Genomic DNA, 17,385 nt, shown 5'->3' on the forward strand with positions numbered 1-17,385 from the left:
ATATTAAAAGCGGGGGTTCATAAATGGGAAATCTACTTAAGCTTGTGATACCGTGCATGTGTTTAATGACCGTTATTATTTTCGCTAGTAAAATTAGTTATGCATCAAAAAATAAAAGTGAATCAGTACAATCGATCGCATTAAAAGATTATCAATATAGTAAGGGAAGTTCTTCTGAAAATTTAAATTTTGAAAAAATAACAACATCTCCATTTTCGTTACCAATCTATGCAACAATTCCAGCACAGCAAATTTTAAATAGCTCTGAATTTAAGCAATTGCTATTACCAACAAATGAAAAGCTGTGGTTTATTATGAAGGGTGAGCAGCCAGAAGGACTAATTGTTGCGAATGATACTGAACCGATTCGAACGGGCGGAGAAAATAGAAGTAAAGATTTATATGGATTATATAAAGCAATAAAAAATAATACAAATGAAACAAAAGATATTAGTTATTTCGAATTTGAAGGGCAAGGAATATTGGTAGTAAATCAAAATAATGATCAAGAAATATACCTTAGCAAAGGTGCCGCTGCCATATTAAAACTTCCTGCTGGTCAAAAAGTATTGAGCAGTGAAGTAATACAGAAAATGAAAGAGAGAATTGTAACTAGTTTTGAAAAGTAGGAAGGGCTAATTCTTTTTTGTGTTTATACAAGGTTGAACAGATAACAGGATTAATGGTAGCATTAGGGCTGTTTAAAAGCTAATATTGAATATAAAAAGGTTAGAGAAGTTAATTCTCTAACCTTTTTATATTCTGCTATCTACTGTACAACCTTTTTGCATAGCTGAATTTCCTTATTAGAAAATAAGGGTGCATCTATAAAACCATAATGATAAACTAAAATACCTAATTCCACTCTAGAATTAATATGCCATTTTTCTTTAATATGATTAATTATCGTTGAAATTCTTCTAGGGGTAACATATATTTTTCTGGAAATTTCTGCATCTGTATATCCTTTTGCTACATAAATAGCCACTTCTAATTCTCTTTCGGTTAATATTCTTTTCATAAAATAAGCCCCTTCGAAATTGTTTATATAAAATCAAAAGAAACTATTAAAAGAAATAAAGGTCAAAAATCATATTTATTTCTTTTAATTTCGCTATTTGCGGGCAATAAGATTCTCACCTCAAAATTTAGCTGTGACAAAGAAATCGAACTACCTGTAAACGCCTGCTTGGAGTGGACTAATAATCAGTGGTGATGAATAAAACTCCCATTGGTTATTAGTGAACTTTATTGTAATAATTTCTCATATTGTGATACAAGTTTGTGAAAAACTATAAATCCATATAAATAGTAATTGTAACTATACTAATTTTACATTACATTAAAAGTTGGAAAATATTCTTATACTCATAAAGTGTTACATTTGAGGGAGGAAAGATGGAATTCTACAATCTTGGTATTATTATTAAAGAACTTAGAAAGAAAAAAAATATGTCACAATCTGAATTATGTCATGGAATATGTTCACAAAGCCAAATTAGTAAGATAGAAAAAGGGATTATTTATCCATCTAGCATATTGTTGTATCAACTATCTGAAAGACTTGGTATTGATCCAAATTATATATTTGCACTGACCAAAAATAAAAAAATAAAATATATTGAAAATGTAAAATGTGTAATGAGAGATTGTGTGAAACAAAAAAAATATAATGAGCTTTACGAAATAGTGAAAAAAGAGAAAAACGAAAATAATTTCCAATCAAAAGAAGATAAACAATTTCTATTATGGCATGAAGCGATTGCTATATATTATGTAAATGGAGCAACAATTAATGCTTTTGACATTTTAAATAGAGCACTAAAACAAACTTTAAGTAGTAGTAACTTTTTATCAGAAAAAGAAATAAGCATAATGAATTCAATTGCTATAATACATGCAGAAAATGAAGAGTATGAGAAAAGCATAAATATATTAAAACAAAGTTTAATTAATTTTAATAAGATAGAATTTCCTAGAGAAAAAGAAATCAAATTAAGACTCATTCATACGTTAACAAAATGTCTACACCTTGCAAATCAATATGAAGAAGCGATTAAGTATAGTGAAATAGGTATAAAATTAGCCATAAATATGAATACTTTATACTTATTAGGTGAATTGTTTTTTGAAAAAGGTGCAATTTTATTGAAAGTTCAGCACTCTAATGAAGTTGGTTTAACATACATAAAAAAGGCATTATTTATATTTGAACTAACAGAAAGAAAACAATATATAAAAATGATCAAGGATAAATATATTAAAAATGAAGAATAAACAAGAAACAATCCTAACATAAGCTATTTTTAATTGGTATTTATTCCTAAAAAAAGTACTGTAATACGAACTATTCCTTATTGTTGTTTATTGCTAAAATAAGTACCGTAATATTAGATAAAAATAAAGGGTGGCATTTTATGAAATCAAGAGGGATTACTCGTAAAGCAGATAGCATGGGGCGTATTGTTATTCCAATGGAAATAAGACGGAGTTTAGGAATTGTAGAAAAAGATTCTCTTGAAATGTTTATAGAAGAGGATCAGATTATTTTACGAAAATATCAATCTCCAAGAGCTTGTGCACTTACAGGTGATATTTCAGACAGCAATATTTCGTTAGCGAATGGGAAGATTATTGTAAGTCCAGAGGGGACGGAACTATTAATAAAGAAGTTACAGCAATATCTTTTAAAATAAAAGGTAAGTAAGGATTTTAAAATAGAATATTCTTGTAAAGAAAGTCCTCTATCATTTAGGGGGCTTTTTTATCCGCTATTTGCCGGGTAATAAGACCCCCACCTCAAAATTCAGCGGAAGCAAAGAAGTTAGGCGGGGGCCCTGTTGCCCGTAAAATCCCGATTGGTGAGGGCTGATTAAAGTTCCACTTTATTACAGTTAGTTCAATGAAATACAAATTACCTTAAAATAGTCTGACTATTTTTTATAAAAAAACTATTCGTTTACATTTTTTGGTTTCGTGTTATATTTTTATTGTTAATATTAGTGTATTGAAAATTCTGATTTCAATCTTAGGAAAATTCTAGGGAAAGGAATATTTGTGCTTGAATTGAAAATCCTATAAACATAGTTTGAAAGTAAAGTATGAAAAGAAATCTCCATTAAATATACTAATTTAATGGAGATTTACGGGGTTAATGTAACTAAAAAGAAATTTTGTTTACTCCACGTTTATGCTCTGTAATTTGGTAACTGTAATAGCTCTGACGAAAAGCAAAGGAGCAAAAAAGAAGTAGGTAGTTTATTTAATAGAAGATATGGTGAAAAAATAAAACAACGGAGGTTTTATAATGAATAAAGGAATACTGCAGATTACAGAAATCGAAGAAATTAGCATTCCTAATGTATTGAAGGATAAAATCAAGAATCTAATAGACCATGAATTAAAAACTCATAATCCTTATACTTGTGATCAAGAAATAGCTGCAAGCTTTTCAAGAGAGTGGTTTAATTGTTTGATTGATTATTCAAAGAAAACTTCGAATTCAGATATGAAAAAACTACTACATATGATAAAAGTAGCGAATTGTGGTGGAAACGTACCACCTACTCTTATTAAAAATATTCCATGTGATCCTATGGAAACCCTATTACCTGGGGAAAATCGCAAAGGTTTTAATTATGGTGAAGACGAAGACGATAGAATGAAAAAATATTTTTATGCAGAATGGGTCACATGGCTTTTTGCCACACTTTTTAATTATGATGCTTTAATTCACCCATCCGAACATGCAGGGAAAAATAGATTTCACCTCATTTCCCCTTTGAACAACGATGAAGTTTTGCGAAATGTCGGTGCAAGCACCGGTGGCGGGAACTTTTATCAACATAACGATGCCACAGTGTATACAGACATGAAAGACCAATCAGATATTGAAGCAAGATTGAAAATATTCAATACGAATTTAGAAATTGTATCAAATAGACTTAATAAATCCGTGGAACGAATAGTGTCTGAAATTACTTGTGGAAAATTTACTAGAGTTGATGCTCTTTTATTAAAAGGAGTGTTAAATTTAAAAACTCAAACTCATATTGGAACGCCAAAATTACTTCAAAAGCATCTTGAAGAAAATCACTTCAGTAAAGATGATATATTGGCGATAAGTAAAATGCCTATTGCTCATATCGCAGGAATGGCGGATGGTGAAATATCGGGATTTGTAGGGGAAATAAACCAAATCATATTTTTGGATGATAATGGTGATATTATTGCAACTTGTTTGAATGGAGCAGAAAATAGATTGATTTATGTGGGAAAAAGTGAAGAAGAAAAATTGAAATTTGACATGTTTTTAGAACTCTTACGAACAACGCCCACTTATAAGGTTCCACTTACATCTGAAGATTTATTAATTATTCCAAATTCATACTATGGTAAACAAACAAATGTAACTCATGGTAGGGAAAGGTTATCTGAGGAAGAATATAAAATTCCGATTGGAGATAATAAGTACGGAAGAAGAATTGTTTGCAGGCAGTACGTTTCCAGCCGATTACGTGATCAGAAAGAAAGTTTCTTTACAGATATTATTAACTAGTTTAAAGAGAGGAGGGACGATGGGGAGGTTTGGGGTATAATAGCTCAAGCCTTCCCATATTCTTTGTATGGATTTTACTATTGAATTACTCATATTACTATTTTTAGTAGCTGTATTAGCAGGGTGGATAGATACAATTGCTGGAGGCGGTGGTATGATAACTATCCCGATAATGTTATTAGTAGGTATGTCTCCTTCTGTAGCGATAGCAACTAATAAACTGCAAGGGAGTAGCGGAACTCTCATGGCGACAGTGTTTTTTATTAAGAAGAAAGAAATTAATCTTAAAGAAATGCGTTTGTCCATCTTAATGACCTTTTTTGGATCAGTTTTGGGTGGATGGCTTGTTTTACAGATACGGGCAGAATATCTAATCATGATATTACCTTTTTTACTTATTATTATTGGTCTTTATTTTCTATTATCTCCAAATATAGCAAACGAAGATCGACCGAGAAAAATAAGTATGTTGTTGTTTGCGTTAACAGTGGCTCCATTCCTTGGATTTTATGATGGTTTCTTCGGCCCAGGAACAGGTAGCTTGATTGCTTTAGCGTTCATTCTTTTATGTGGATATTGTGCTACACGGGCAACTGCAAATGCTAAGATTTTGAATTTTACTAGTAATTTCGCTGCTTTGTTGTATTTTATTATTTTTGGCCAAATCGATTGGACAATTGGATTGATTATGATGCTTGGTCAAATTATAGGGTCATATATTGGGGCGAAGATGGTGCTTACAAAAGGGACGTCATTAATACGACCAATAGTGGTTATTGTTTGCTTTGTCATGGCAATTAAGATTTTTTTACAAAATATGAACTAAATGTAATAAATATAGTATTTGTATCGAAGTTAGAGTGTTTTCATGTTGTTATTGCAGTATTACACTGTTTAAGATGTGTTCAAAATTACACAATTTGACTAGTGTAATGTATTGCGTTATGCTTTTTCTATTATAAAAGAAAGGCTTGAAGATAATGATTCGTCGTTTGAGAAAGCTAAAAAATGTAGCAGTCGTAGTAAGCTTCTAAGTAAATAGCAAAATATATAATACTTAGAAGCGAGGAATAAAGTTATGAAGCATCCATTATTTAATCATTGGTCAGAAACAAAATATATAAAAGATATAGTAACAAATCCACTCATTGAAGTAGGAGAGTACTCCTATTATTCAGGGTATTATGGTCATCAAAATTTTGAAGATGGTTGTGTAAGGTATTTGTGGGGGGATGCTAAGTCACAAGCACTGTTTAATCCAATTGAACAGATGGGATGGCATCTTGATAAACTCATTATTGGGAATTATGTTTGCATTGCAAGTGGAGTAGTCATTTTAATGGGTGGTAACCATAATCATCACTCAGAATGGATTACAGTATATCCATTCGCTGAGCAAATTGAACAATCATATGAAACTAAGGGCGATACAGTCATTAAAAGTGATGCTTGGATTGGAATGAATGCTATAATAATGCCTGGCGTTACTATTGGTGAAGGTGCAATTGTTGCTGCAGGATCTGTCGTAAGTAAAGATGTTCCGCCGTATACAATAGTTGGTGGAAATCCTGCTAAGGAAATAAAGAAACGATTCACTGATACAGAAATAAACATGTTAATGGAAATGCGTTGGTTTGATTGGGATAGGAAATTGATCGAGAAGGCAATTCCGCTGTTATCTAGTCCATCCATCGAACCATTATTTGCTTTTTATAAAAATGAAGTAAAAAATAAATAAATTAGTTAGTTAGAAAAACTACATTCAGTATTGGGTGTAGTTTTTTTATTACAAAAAACTAATGGTTTAGACTAAAGAAAATTTATCTCTAATATAAGTCTAGCAAATAGCTCAATTGAATAATTAAAATCACGATTGGTGAGGGTTAATAATTAGTGGGGATGAACAAAACCCCCACTGATTAAAGTTTCACTTTATTTTTTGTAAATGTGGAACAAATGTATTATGTAGATTGTCTATTAATTGTAATCCTAAAAAATATGAAAGTGCGAATCATTTTAAAAAATATAAGGGGATTAAAAATAAGGATATGCGTGGGAATACAAAGTATCAGGGCACCTAAAAGTGTCAGATGAGATGGTCTATATGAAAGCAATCCTAACGTTTAATATGTATATACAATTTGAGAACACTGTCTATTTTTTTTGAGATTATGTTAGAATAACGCTTTTTTGAGTACAAAGATATTGGAGGTAACAGAATTGAAAGGTATGTTTTGCAAGAGATTTATTGCAATAGTAACAGTGCTTACACTATTTTTTAGTATGTTCGTTACATTTGGAAGAGCAGCAGCGGAAACAGTTTCTGCTATAGACGTTGAAGCAGGATCAGCAATTTTAATAGAAGCAAATTCCGGAAAAATTTTATATCAAAAAAATGCAGATGAATCATTGGCAATTGCTAGTATGACAAAAATGATGAGCGAATACTTAGTTCATGAAGCGGTAGATAAAGGAAAACTTAAATGGGATCAAAAAGTTAAAATTTCTGAATATGCACATAAGATTTCGCAAGATCGTTCATTATCAAATGTTCCATTAGAAAATGGTGGCTCTTATACGGTAAAAGAGTTATATGAGGCAATGGCAATTTATTCTGCAAATGGTGCAACAATTGCTTTAGTTGAAGAGATTGCTGGTAAAGAGGGCAATTTTGTAAAAATGATGAACGATAAGTCGAAAGAGTTTGGAATGAAAGATTATAAATTTGTAAACTCTACAGGCTTAACAAATCAAGATTTAAAAGGATATCACCTAGAAGGGACAACTCTAGATGAGAAAAATAAAATGTCTGCAAGGGATTGTGCAATTTTAGCACAACGTCTTATTCAAGATTTTCCCCAAATATTGAATACAGCAAAAATTCCTAAAAAAACATTCCAAGAGGGTGGTAAATATCCAATTGATATGGCGAACTTTAACTGGATGTTAAAAGGTTTAATTAAGCAATATGAAGGTGTAGATGGTTTGAAAACAGGAACGACTCCAGAAGCGGGAGATTGTTTCACTGGTACAGTAGAAAGAAATGGTATGCGCCTAATTTCTGTAGTGATAAAAACAAAATCTCATACGGCACGCTTTGATGAAACAAAGAAATTATACGATTATGGATTTGCGAATTTTGAAGTGAAGAATGTCTACGGAAAAGATTCAGTAGTAAAAGGACATGAAACGGTACGAGTAGCAAATGCAAAAGAGAAAGATGTAGTAGTTCAAACGAAGCAAGCTGTTTCACTTCCAATGCGGAAGGGAAACAAAGACGGTTATAAAAAAGAATTTAAAGTATCAAATAAAGAACCTGAAGCGCCTATTAAAAAAGGTGTAACAATTAGTAAAATAATTATCTCGCCTAAAGATAATACCGATCCTGGGTTCTTATCAGGTAATTCATTACAAATAGACCTTGTAACAAAATCTGATGTGGAACAAGCAAATTGGTTTACACGTTTTATACGTAAAACTGGATCTTTTTTTAGTGGTATGTGGGATAGTGCGATTGATATAGTAAAAAGCTAATTTTATAGGATACAACTAAATATTAGTTTGAAACAAAAGGTTTCAAAGTATTATAGATTCTTATGTGGATAGTTTGGAATGAAAGATTGTATTACTTTTCAAATTTGGTCCTTCGGAACTTTTTGTATTTCTATTAAGCTAAAATAAATTTGTATCCATATACTCCAAAAACGCTATTCTTTTTGTAGAAATATACAGAAGGGATGGCGTTTATTATGAATCTTTCGATTTAAAGGATTCTGGTGCAAGGTTAGTTTAATAAAGTTACATGATGAAAAACCACCCATTAAAGTTTCACTTTATAAAAATTTAATAAAATCTTTTCTTTGTATTAAATATTTTGTTTTAAATTATGTATATAAAGAAATGGAGGTCAAATTAACTTTTTACTGCTTATATTAGGAATTTAAAGAAACGATGTGTACAGTTCTCTCACTATATTCGCATAGTGGCCTTTATGAAAAGCAAAATCTACAATTTACAAGGAGAACATTTTATGAGTAAGAGAATAAAAGAATTAGATTCCATACGAGGGTTAGCGGCACTTACTGTGGTATTTGGACATTTTTGTTTAATGCTACCATTGTTGCCTAATTCTATTAAATTTTCCCCGCTTAGGTTTTTATGGGCGGGTGGGGAAGCTGTTATCGTTTTTTATGTACTAAGTGGTTTTGTGTTATCGATGGCACTTTATCATTCAAAAACAAATTATTGGGGATATTTAATTAAGAGATTTGTAAGAATCTATATTCCTTATTATTTTTGGATAATTGTTTCCTTTGTTTTATTTATTTTATTTTCGTCGTATGAAGTGGTAGGACTACGGGATTGGTTCTATGATAGGTGGCAAGGGTCTATAACAAAATTAGATATTCTAAACCACTTTGTGCTTCTTAATAACTTTTTTACGGAAAATTATAATCCAGTTATTTGGTCATTGGCTCAAGAAATGCGTATATCTATTGTGTTTCCTTTGTTATTCCTTCTTTTTTATAAATTGAATTGGAAGAAAACGATACTATTTGCTTTGAGCTTTTCTTTAATTAGTGTTTTTCTTAATGTGTTGTATATTGGGAAAGCTGAAGGATTTTATAATGGTTATGCTGATACACTGCATTTTACATCTATGTTTATGGTTGGAATGTTACTTTTTAAGTATCAGGAAAAACTTATCTACTCATATAGGAATATGAAAAAATTTAAAAAAGGATTTCTTATTGCATTAGGGATTATTCTGTATTTATATTCCATTTTAATTTATGGTTTTTCCCGTAATGATACTACTTTCTTATTAAAAGATTGGGGTGTCGTAATGGGGGTTGGTATATTTATTATAATGGCTATGAGTAACCTAAAAGTAAAAGCATTTTTAAATAAGAGTGTATTTGTATATTTAGGAGAAATTTCATACAGTATCTATTTGTGTCATTTTCCAATCATGATGGTACTATTTAAACTTTTGTATACAAAGATACCTATCTTTTTCCTTCTTACTTTATGCATTGCAATGACACTACTTTTTTCTATAGTTTCATATCATTTAATCGAAAAGAAATGTATCAACTGGGCAAAACAAAGAACAACCAATTTTTTGAAAAAAGTATAATTCCTAGAGAAATTTTATTTCTTTAGTAAATATACGAATATGACCGATTCCTAAGTATACTTAGGAATCGGTCAATTTTGGATTCTAAATGTAAATATAATAAAGTGGAATATAATTGAAATCGAAAACCACTTAGAAATAACAATTACGGTGTGAGCTATTGTATAGTATAGATATGGTTAATAATAAAGGGGGAATACATATGTGGAAGCGATTTGTAGCAATTGGTGATAGTTTTACAGAGGGGATAGGGGATGAAGTTGAGGGAATTGCATTAAAAAGCTGGATAGATCATTTTGTTCAACTGTGTGAAAACGATATAAAATATGCTAATTTGGCAAAGCGTGGCTTAGTAACTAAAGAAATTCGCTCGCAGCAATTGGAAAAGGCGTTAACTTTTAATCCAGATTTGGTTAGTCTCATTGCAGGGGCAAACGATGTTTTAAAAGGACGTTGGAATCATGATGCATATAAGAACGATATGGAATTTATGATAGATTCATTAAGTAAAGCAGGGGCTGATATTATTATAGCAAACCTTCCTGATTTTACAGTTAGGCTTCCTTTTGCTTCTGAAAAAAAACAAGTAATAAAAGAACAATTATTAGAGGCAAATGAAGTTATACGTTCACTGAGCAGAGAATATAAGTTTCATCATGTTGATTTTTGGAATCATCATTTAGTTAATGACAATACGCTTTGGTCTAAGGATTTAATTCATCCAAACTCAAAAGGATATGTAAAAGTTGCTGATTTGATTTTTAGTAGTTTGTCTGTACAGAAGACAAAATAATAGTTTGCAATTTAACGAATATGATATTAATTGTGCTAAGCTATGTTTTTTAGTAAATGGAGAGAACTAGAAATTTAGCATACAAAGCGTATCTACGATATATTTCTACAGTAGTGCATAAATGTAGAATTACAAAGAAAGATCACTTATGAAAATAGGTGGTCTTTAAACGTTTTTATAACTAAATTTAAATATATACTGTAGTACTAACAATTTCGTACTACATAAAAATTAAGTTCTCTTATAGAAAAACTGATTTTATATTATCTTAAAATATAATAACATATTCAAATCATATTTTGGGTGTGTATCCTAATTGTGAATAATTTGTAATTTTTTTGAAGTGTAAATATCTAATAAATAAAATAGGTAGTAGGTGCAGAAGTATTAATACTATATTATTCAATTCTGTTATGAGTACATTAGTAATTGGTAGTATTATATTTTTATTATCAATTTTAGTTATTGGAATTAATTTGCATAGAAAATATGTAGGATAAGAAAAGATAAATATACTTTATTGTATATTTATCTTTTTGTTTAGTAGGATTTATAGTCTCTTTAAACTATTATGTTAATAAAATTAAGAAACTTAATTTTTGATATCCTTATGGCTAAAGCCATCTATAAACTGACAATATAACTAAATAATTGTTTGGTATGATTTGTGGGTTGGTTTTTTTATCCGAATTTTCTGATTCAAATATTTCAACTTTATGAATATAGTAGGTGAAATATTTGTGTGATAGTATTTGAGATAGAAAAAAGCCAACTTTAAAAAGGATGTGAATTGAATGTGCAAACAACTATAAATGGTTATATTAAGGTAATGTTTAGCTGTTTTTTAGTGTAAGGTAAAGGTCTATGTTGTAACAGTTGATATAAATACGAAGAAATAGGTGCGCCTAAATTTATCTGACTATTTAAAATAAACTAAACCTTGAGATTAGTCTAGGTTTTGACGAAGTTACATTCTAGGTGAAATCTTTATAATGATTAATTAGGTTTAATAAAGGGGTACCTTATACGCAAAAGCGTTTATATTAGTAACCTAAGGAGCTTGCTTTTATGAAAACTACTGATTCAAAAGGCCTATTAGGAAATAGGGTTTATTTACAAGTTTTCTCTGCTTATTCATTGCTTATGCTTGGTGTTTTTATTGATATGTTAGCGATTATGACTATAGTTGGGTTTGAATGGGAAGTAGATCCTACTATGATTGGATTGATCCCTGTTGCATATGCACTTCCTGGAATTATTTTTGGCTCATGGGCAGGTGTTATTGCAGATCGTTTTAGAAAAATTCCAATTATGATGTTCTGTAATCTAATGGTTGGTCTAATAACAATTGCTCTTTTATTTGTACAAGATATCCACTGGCTCTTAGTGGCATTAATGATTCGTTCCATTTTTATTGTTTTCTATTATCCTGCACAGCAAACACTAACAAGACAGATTGTATCCCCGGACTTACTTACTAAAGCAGTAAGTATCAACGGAATAGTAGAGCAGGGTACCAAGATAGTAGGTCCACTTATAGGGGGCATGTTGCTGAGCTGGTTTCAACCAGAGTTCTGCCTCATTATAAGAGCTATAAGTTGTTTATTAGCTACCTTAGTTCTCATACCCACAATAAAATTTAAAGAAACTATATCGAAAGAATTTGTTGAAAAGAAAAAACAAAGTACTTGGACCGCTTGGGTACAAGGGTGGGGTTATGTGTTATCTAATCGGATAATATTATCAACCATGATTTTCGTTACAATAGCCATGGCAGTATTACAATTAGTCGACTCACAATTCCCAACTTTATTTAAGAGCTTATTCCCACAGGATAAAAGTAAAATGGGATATATCATTTCTATTATTGGTCTTGGCGGAATACTTGGTGCACTACTAACTCAGAAATTAAAACAATTTCAATATGGCTGGGTAGTATGTGGAGGTATGGTTTTAATGGGAATTGGTTTTGGGGGGATTGGTTTGATAACGCCCGGTACGGTCTTCGTTTTAGCCTATTTAATTAGTTTTATCGCTGGTATCGGAAGTGGGCTGATGCTTGTATCTAATCAAGTCATTTTACAAATAGAATCCGACCAAGATCAAGTAGGAAGAGTATTTGGTATACAAAGCAGTTTAACAAACGCAGTTCTAATTATTTCTCCTGCTATGAGTGGCCCATTAGTGCATTTGTTTGGAGTAACTCAACTCTATGTTTATGGAGGGATTGGGCTTGTTATTATTGGATTAATTGGAGTTTCACTGCAGAAATATTTATGGGCTAAACATAAACACGAACCTATAAGAGCAAATAATTTTTGAAGGGGAGATTTTTATGACCAATGAGGAATGTTATCGATTAAGCCATCCGCAGCGAAGAATATGGTATACAGAAGTTATTCATTCTGATAAAGGAATATGTAATTTAAGATTTTTATTTAAACTTCATCGGAAAATGAATTATTCAAAATTAAACCAAGTTGTGAATCGCGTTATCAGTGAAAATGACGGTCTGTGCATTAGGTTAAAAGAAAATGGGCATCAGGAACCGAAACAATATTTTATTAAACATGAAGAACAAGAATTTGAGTTTTTTGATTTCAGTAATGTGGAGAATACAAATTTGCTTGAGGAATGGATTGAGCAGAAAACAAAAGACACGTTTACATTATTTAATTCAGATTTATACTATTTCGCTTTAATAAAATTAAACGATAATGAATGTGCAGTCTTTGGAAATGTTCATCATATTATTATGGATGGTTTATCAATTCAAATATTTACTGAGCAAATTGCAAAATATTATTATGAAATGCATAACGAGAATGAGGAAGGCGAAATTAAAAATTCATATGTTCAATTCCTGACCAATGAACAAACATACTTGAATAGTAGTCGCTTTCAAAAAGATCAAAAATTCTGGTTAGAGGAATTTAAAACACTGCCATCTGTGACTGGATTGAAGCCCTATAATACGTACCAAGTTAGCACTAAAGCATTACGTGAGACATTTATATTAACGGAGCATTTGAAGAGAAAGATAGAAAAATTTTCTGAAGATTACAAAATTAGTTTATACACTTTTTTTGTTGCTGCTTTCTCGTTGTCCATGTATCGGTGGACTTCATCGCTTGATATTGGTTTAGGAATGGCTTACGGCAATCGTATGACTAAAATGGAACGAAAATTGATTGGAATGATGGTGAGTACAGTTCCTTTAAGAATGGATATTGATCCAGAAGAAGAAGTACTTTCATTTATTAGCAGGGTGTCCAGAAAACAAAGCAAATTATTGAGGCACCAGAAATATCCATTTGATTTGTTGTTAAAGCAGATTAATAAAGAGAATAATAGTAATGTGAGACTTTTCGGAACTACGATTGATTATAGGGATCGCGATGAAAGTGGTGACTCACTATGGATTCCAAACCATGAAGAGGTACAAGATTTTGCAGTGCATATTGAAAATCTAATTGATATTGACTCTTTACATGTACATATTGATTATCGTGAGGAGCTATTTTCTAAGGAAGAGATAAAACGGTTTTTTAACGTGATGTTAGCGATAATGGAAAACACTTTTGAAAAACCAAAGCAGAAGGTAGCTGAAATAGAAATCATTTCTGAGGAAGATAAAAGAATAAGTTTAGTTGAGTTCAACAATCCTAAACTGAATGTCCCACCTCAAGTAACTATTCATGAAATATTCGAACAGCAAGCGATGATTTATCCAAATACTATTGCAGTTACGTATGAACAAGAAAAAATTACTTATAAGGAGCTTAATGAACGTGCAAACCAGTTAGCTCATTATTTGCAGAAAAAGGGAGTAGGACCTGATACTTTAGTTGGAATATGCGTTGAACGTTCCCTCGAAATGATTGTAGGTATTTTAGGGGTTTTGAAGGCTGGTGGGGCTTATGTTCCACTCGATCCAACATATCCAGAGCAGCGACTTCAATATATTTTAGAAGATGCTAGCATTCAGTTATTCGTGACGCAAGAAAGTTTAAAAGAATTGAAATGGTTACCAGAAAATGTTGAGTCGATTTGCCTGGATCGTGATCAAGATGAGATTGGGAAAGAAAGTAAGACTTTGCCGCTTTCTAATGTCGGTCCCAAAAATCTGGCATATGTAATCTATACTTCGGGATCAACGGGAAATCCAAAGGGCGTTATGATAGAGCATCACAATGTCATTCGGTTATTTAAATCAACGGATTGTTGGTATCAGTTTAATGGAAAAGATACTTGGACGCTTTTTCATTCGTATGCATTTGATTTCTCAGTATGGGAAATTTGGGGAGCATTATTATATGGTGGAAAATTAGTTGTTGTTCCGTACTGGATTAGTCGATCACCTAAGGATTTTTATCAATTATTAGTGGAGGAAGAAGTCACAGTTCTAAATCAGACACCTTCCGCATTTCGACAATTAATACGAGTGTGTGAACAAGAAGATAAGAATAAAAATTTGCAGCTACGTTACGTAATATTTGGCGGAGAAGCATTAGAACCTATTAGCTTGTTACCGTGGTTTCAAAGGTATGGTGAGAAAAACCCACAGTTAATTAATATGTATGGAATTACAGAAACTACAGTTCATGTTACATATTATCCAATTACTCTAGATGATGTGCAGCATGCTTCAAGAAGTAATATTGGAAAGCGGATTCCCGATTTAGAAGTGTATATACTAGACGCTTATCAACAACCTGTTCCTATAGGTGTTGATGGTGAACTTTATATTGGTGGAGCAGGATTGGCACGTGGATATTTAAATAGACCTGAATTAACAGCAGAGCGTTTTATATCTCATCCATTTAGTAGTGATCCGAAAGCAAGATTATACCGGACAGGAGACTTAGCGAGGTATTTGCCAGATGGGAATTTAGATTATCGTGGAAGAATTGATCATCAGGTTAAAATACGTGGTTTCAGAATTGAAATTGGGGAAATTGAGTCTACTTTACATACATATGTATATATAAAAGAGGCAGTTGTAATTGTAAGAGAAGATCAGCCGGGCGATAAAAGATTAGTAGCATATGTTGTAGGAGATGGAAATGTAGATGGGTGGAGAGAGTATCTTAAAGCGAAACTACCAAGTTATATGGTTCCTTCGGGATTTGTGGCGATGGAAGCTATTCCACTTACAGCTAACGGTAAAGTTGATCGTGAGGCCTTACCTATGCCGGAGGAAAAGCAGATTAATAGTGAATGTGTTGGCCCTCGGAATAGTAACGAACAGATACTGACTACCATTTGGAAGCGAGTATTAGGTGTTAAAAAGGTGGGAATCTATGATAATTTCTTTGAAATTGGTGGCGACTCGATTCTCAGTATTCAAATCATATCTCAAGCAAGTCAAGTGGGGTTAAAACTTACTCCAAAGCAAATGTTTGAATGCCCAACTATCGCTGAGCTGGCACAAGTGGCTATAGAAACGCAGGGAGTACAAGCGGAGCAGGGAATTGTGATAGGTGATGTGCCTCTTACTCCAATTCAGTGCTGGTTCTTCGAGCAAGAACATCCACATACAGAGCATTGGAATCAATCAATGCTTTTAAGAGTAAAAGAAAGATTGGATGTGAAATTACTAGAGGGAGCGATATTAAATTTACTCAAACATCATGATGCTTTACGTTTCCGGTACGAACAGTTACCAAACGGAACGTGGAGGCAGAGAAATGAAGAGACTGATGAGCTGTCAGTACTCCATGTTGTAAAACGGAATCAAGTTAATGAAAAAGAGTGGAATACAATAATACAAGAAGAAATGAACATTAATCAAGCTAGTTTCAATTTAGTTACTGGTCCGTTAATGAGAGTAGTGTACTTTGAAGATAACTTGACTGGAAATGATCGAATATTCTGGGTGATTCATCATTTAGTAGTAGATGGAGTGTCATGGAGGATTCTATTGGAAGATTTACAGGTGGTATATAACCAGATGAAACAAGGTCAAGAAGTTCGCTTACCTGCGAAAAGTACATCTTTTAAAGAGTGGTCTGAACGACTCCAGACGTACAGTGATTCGGGTATTTCAAAAGAAGTACAAAATTATTGGAATCAACAAGTAGAAAAAGAAACGATGAAAATTCCAATGGACTATCCAATACAAGAAACGACAGAGGAATCGATTGATCAAGTGACGAGGACTTTAGGAATAGAAGAAACACATGAATTGTTACACGAAGTTCCAGTAACTCATAAGACAAGGATTGATGAGGTACTATTAACGGCATTAGGACAAGCTATCGTCGATTGTACAAATCAGCAAACCGTTTCTATTCATCTAGAAGGACACGGAAGAGAAGAGGTAATTGAAGGTATTGATTTATCAAGGACAGTGGGCTGGTTCACGAGTATTTATCCCGTTCATCTCAATTTTCAAGGAACTCAAACACCTATTGAAGGATTAAAGTCTGTCAAAGAACAATTGCGTCGAATCCCAAATCGCGGAGTTGACTATGGTATTTTACGTTACTTGAATAAAGGATTACTTCCGTTTTATCAGCAAAAGCCTTCAATAAGTTTTAACTATTTGGGCCAATTTGATCAGGTTTTCTCAAGGGAATCTTTGTTTATGCAAGAGACAGGATTTACATTTTTAGATCATGCTCCAGATTCCAAACCATCTCATCTAATTGATGTTATCGGAATGGTGAAAGATGAAAAGTTACATTTTGTTTGGATGTATAGTAGAGAACAGTTTTCTAAATTAAAAATTCAATTGATAGCAGATGGTATGTTGAGGCATCTTCGTCAACTTATAAATAAACCAACAACAGAGTCTGCTTTTACGGTATCAGATTTTGCTGATGCAGAGGATCTTACGGAAGAAAGCTTGAGCAAAGTATTACTTAAATTAAAAAAGAAGAGGGTGTAAAA

The 17,385-nt window shown here is 32.1% G+C and carries 12 protein-coding genes; 11 read left to right on the forward strand and 1 reads right to left on the reverse strand.

What is annotated here, in order from left to right:
* Window positions 1-23 precede the first annotated feature (23 nt).
* The gene (locus CN409_RS07305) at window positions 24-629 is read left to right on the forward strand and encodes a hypothetical protein (protein WP_000527414.1); all 606 of its coding nucleotides are present in this window, start codon (window positions 24-26) and stop codon (window positions 627-629) included.
* Window positions 630-769: 140 nt separating this feature from the next.
* Here CN409_RS07305 and CN409_RS07310 read toward each other — a convergent pair whose 3' ends face one another.
* Window positions 770-1,021, reverse strand: a complete 252-nt coding sequence (locus CN409_RS07310) for a response regulator transcription factor (RefSeq protein ID WP_000821942.1) — start codon at window positions 1,019-1,021, stop codon at window positions 770-772.
* Window positions 1,022-1,398: 377 nt separating this feature from the next.
* On the opposite strand from CN409_RS07310, the gene CN409_RS07315 reads away from it, so the two are divergent.
* The 10 genes from CN409_RS07315 to CN409_RS07360 all read left to right on the forward strand — a co-directional run bounded on the left by CN409_RS07315 (window position 1,399) and on the right by CN409_RS07360 (window position 17,383).
* Entirely contained in the window at window positions 1,399-2,277 is an 879-nt protein-coding gene (locus CN409_RS07315; protein WP_000397978.1) for a helix-turn-helix domain-containing protein, read from the forward strand.
* 140 nt (window positions 2,278-2,417) lie between these two features.
* A complete protein-coding gene (locus tag CN409_RS07320) occupies window positions 2,418-2,696 on the forward strand; it encodes an AbrB/MazE/SpoVT family DNA-binding domain-containing protein (protein WP_000842214.1) in 279 nt (92 codons plus the stop codon).
* A 611-nt stretch (window positions 2,697-3,307) separates the two neighbouring features.
* Entirely contained in the window at window positions 3,308-4,558 is a 1,251-nt protein-coding gene (locus CN409_RS07325; protein WP_097981658.1) for a hypothetical protein, read from the forward strand.
* A 67-nt stretch (window positions 4,559-4,625) separates the two neighbouring features.
* Window positions 4,626-5,384 carry a TSUP family transporter gene (locus tag CN409_RS07330; RefSeq protein ID WP_097981657.1) on the forward strand — a complete coding sequence of 253 codons (759 nt, stop codon included), beginning with the start codon at window positions 4,626-4,628 and terminating at the stop codon, window positions 5,382-5,384.
* 252 nt (window positions 5,385-5,636) lie between these two features.
* Window positions 5,637-6,296 carry a CatB-related O-acetyltransferase gene (locus CN409_RS07335; RefSeq protein ID WP_000682536.1) on the forward strand — a complete coding sequence of 220 codons (660 nt, stop codon included), beginning with the start codon at window positions 5,637-5,639 and terminating at the stop codon, window positions 6,294-6,296.
* Between the two features lie 482 nt (window positions 6,297-6,778).
* Complete coding sequence (locus CN409_RS07340) at window positions 6,779-8,092, forward strand: D-alanyl-D-alanine carboxypeptidase family protein (protein ID WP_000677658.1); 1,314 nt, start codon at window positions 6,779-6,781, stop codon at window positions 8,090-8,092.
* A gap of 457 nt (window positions 8,093-8,549) precedes the next feature.
* Window positions 8,550-9,698: an acyltransferase family protein gene (locus CN409_RS07345; protein ID WP_086391141.1), complete on the forward strand. Its 1,149-nt coding sequence runs from the start codon at window positions 8,550-8,552 to the stop codon at window positions 9,696-9,698.
* Window positions 9,699-9,900: 202 nt separating this feature from the next.
* Entirely contained in the window at window positions 9,901-10,491 is a 591-nt protein-coding gene (locus CN409_RS07350) for an SGNH/GDSL hydrolase family protein (protein WP_000265867.1), read from the forward strand.
* A gap of 1,068 nt (window positions 10,492-11,559) precedes the next feature.
* A complete protein-coding gene (locus CN409_RS07355) occupies window positions 11,560-12,813 on the forward strand; it encodes an MFS transporter (RefSeq protein WP_097981655.1) in 1,254 nt (417 codons plus the stop codon).
* 13 nt (window positions 12,814-12,826) lie between these two features.
* On the forward strand, window positions 12,827-17,383 hold the full coding sequence (locus tag CN409_RS07360) for a non-ribosomal peptide synthetase (protein ID WP_097981653.1): 4,557 nt from the start codon (window positions 12,827-12,829) through the stop codon (window positions 17,381-17,383).
* The last annotated feature ends 2 nt before the right edge of the window (window positions 17,384-17,385 follow it).

The sequence above is a fragment of the Bacillus sp. AFS012607 genome, from assembly GCF_002558005.1.
GTDB lineage: Bacteria > Bacillota > Bacilli > Bacillales > Bacillaceae_G > Bacillus_A > Bacillus_A thuringiensis_S.

Excerpts from the sequence above, each read along its gene's own strand:
- CN409_RS07305 (WP_000527414.1), top strand. The coding sequence starts at position 24 with ATGGGAAATCTACTTAAGCTTGTGATACCGTGCATGTGTTTAATGACC.
- CN409_RS07310 (WP_000821942.1), bottom strand. The coding sequence starts at position 1,021 with ATGAAAAGAATATTAACCGAAAGAGAATTAGAAGTGGCTATTTATGTA.
- CN409_RS07315 (WP_000397978.1), top strand. The coding sequence starts at position 1,399 with ATGGAATTCTACAATCTTGGTATTATTATTAAAGAACTTAGAAAGAAA.
- CN409_RS07320 (WP_000842214.1), top strand. The coding sequence starts at position 2,418 with ATGAAATCAAGAGGGATTACTCGTAAAGCAGATAGCATGGGGCGTATT.
- CN409_RS07325 (WP_097981658.1), top strand. The coding sequence starts at position 3,308 with ATGAATAAAGGAATACTGCAGATTACAGAAATCGAAGAAATTAGCATT.
- CN409_RS07330 (WP_097981657.1), top strand. The coding sequence starts at position 4,626 with ATGGATTTTACTATTGAATTACTCATATTACTATTTTTAGTAGCTGTA.
- CN409_RS07335 (WP_000682536.1), top strand. The coding sequence starts at position 5,637 with ATGAAGCATCCATTATTTAATCATTGGTCAGAAACAAAATATATAAAA.
- CN409_RS07345 (WP_086391141.1), top strand. The coding sequence starts at position 8,550 with ATGAAAAGCAAAATCTACAATTTACAAGGAGAACATTTTATGAGTAAG.
- CN409_RS07350 (WP_000265867.1), top strand. The coding sequence starts at position 9,901 with ATGTGGAAGCGATTTGTAGCAATTGGTGATAGTTTTACAGAGGGGATA.
- CN409_RS07355 (WP_097981655.1), top strand. The coding sequence starts at position 11,560 with ATGAAAACTACTGATTCAAAAGGCCTATTAGGAAATAGGGTTTATTTA.
- CN409_RS07360 (WP_097981653.1), top strand. The coding sequence starts at position 12,827 with ATGACCAATGAGGAATGTTATCGATTAAGCCATCCGCAGCGAAGAATA.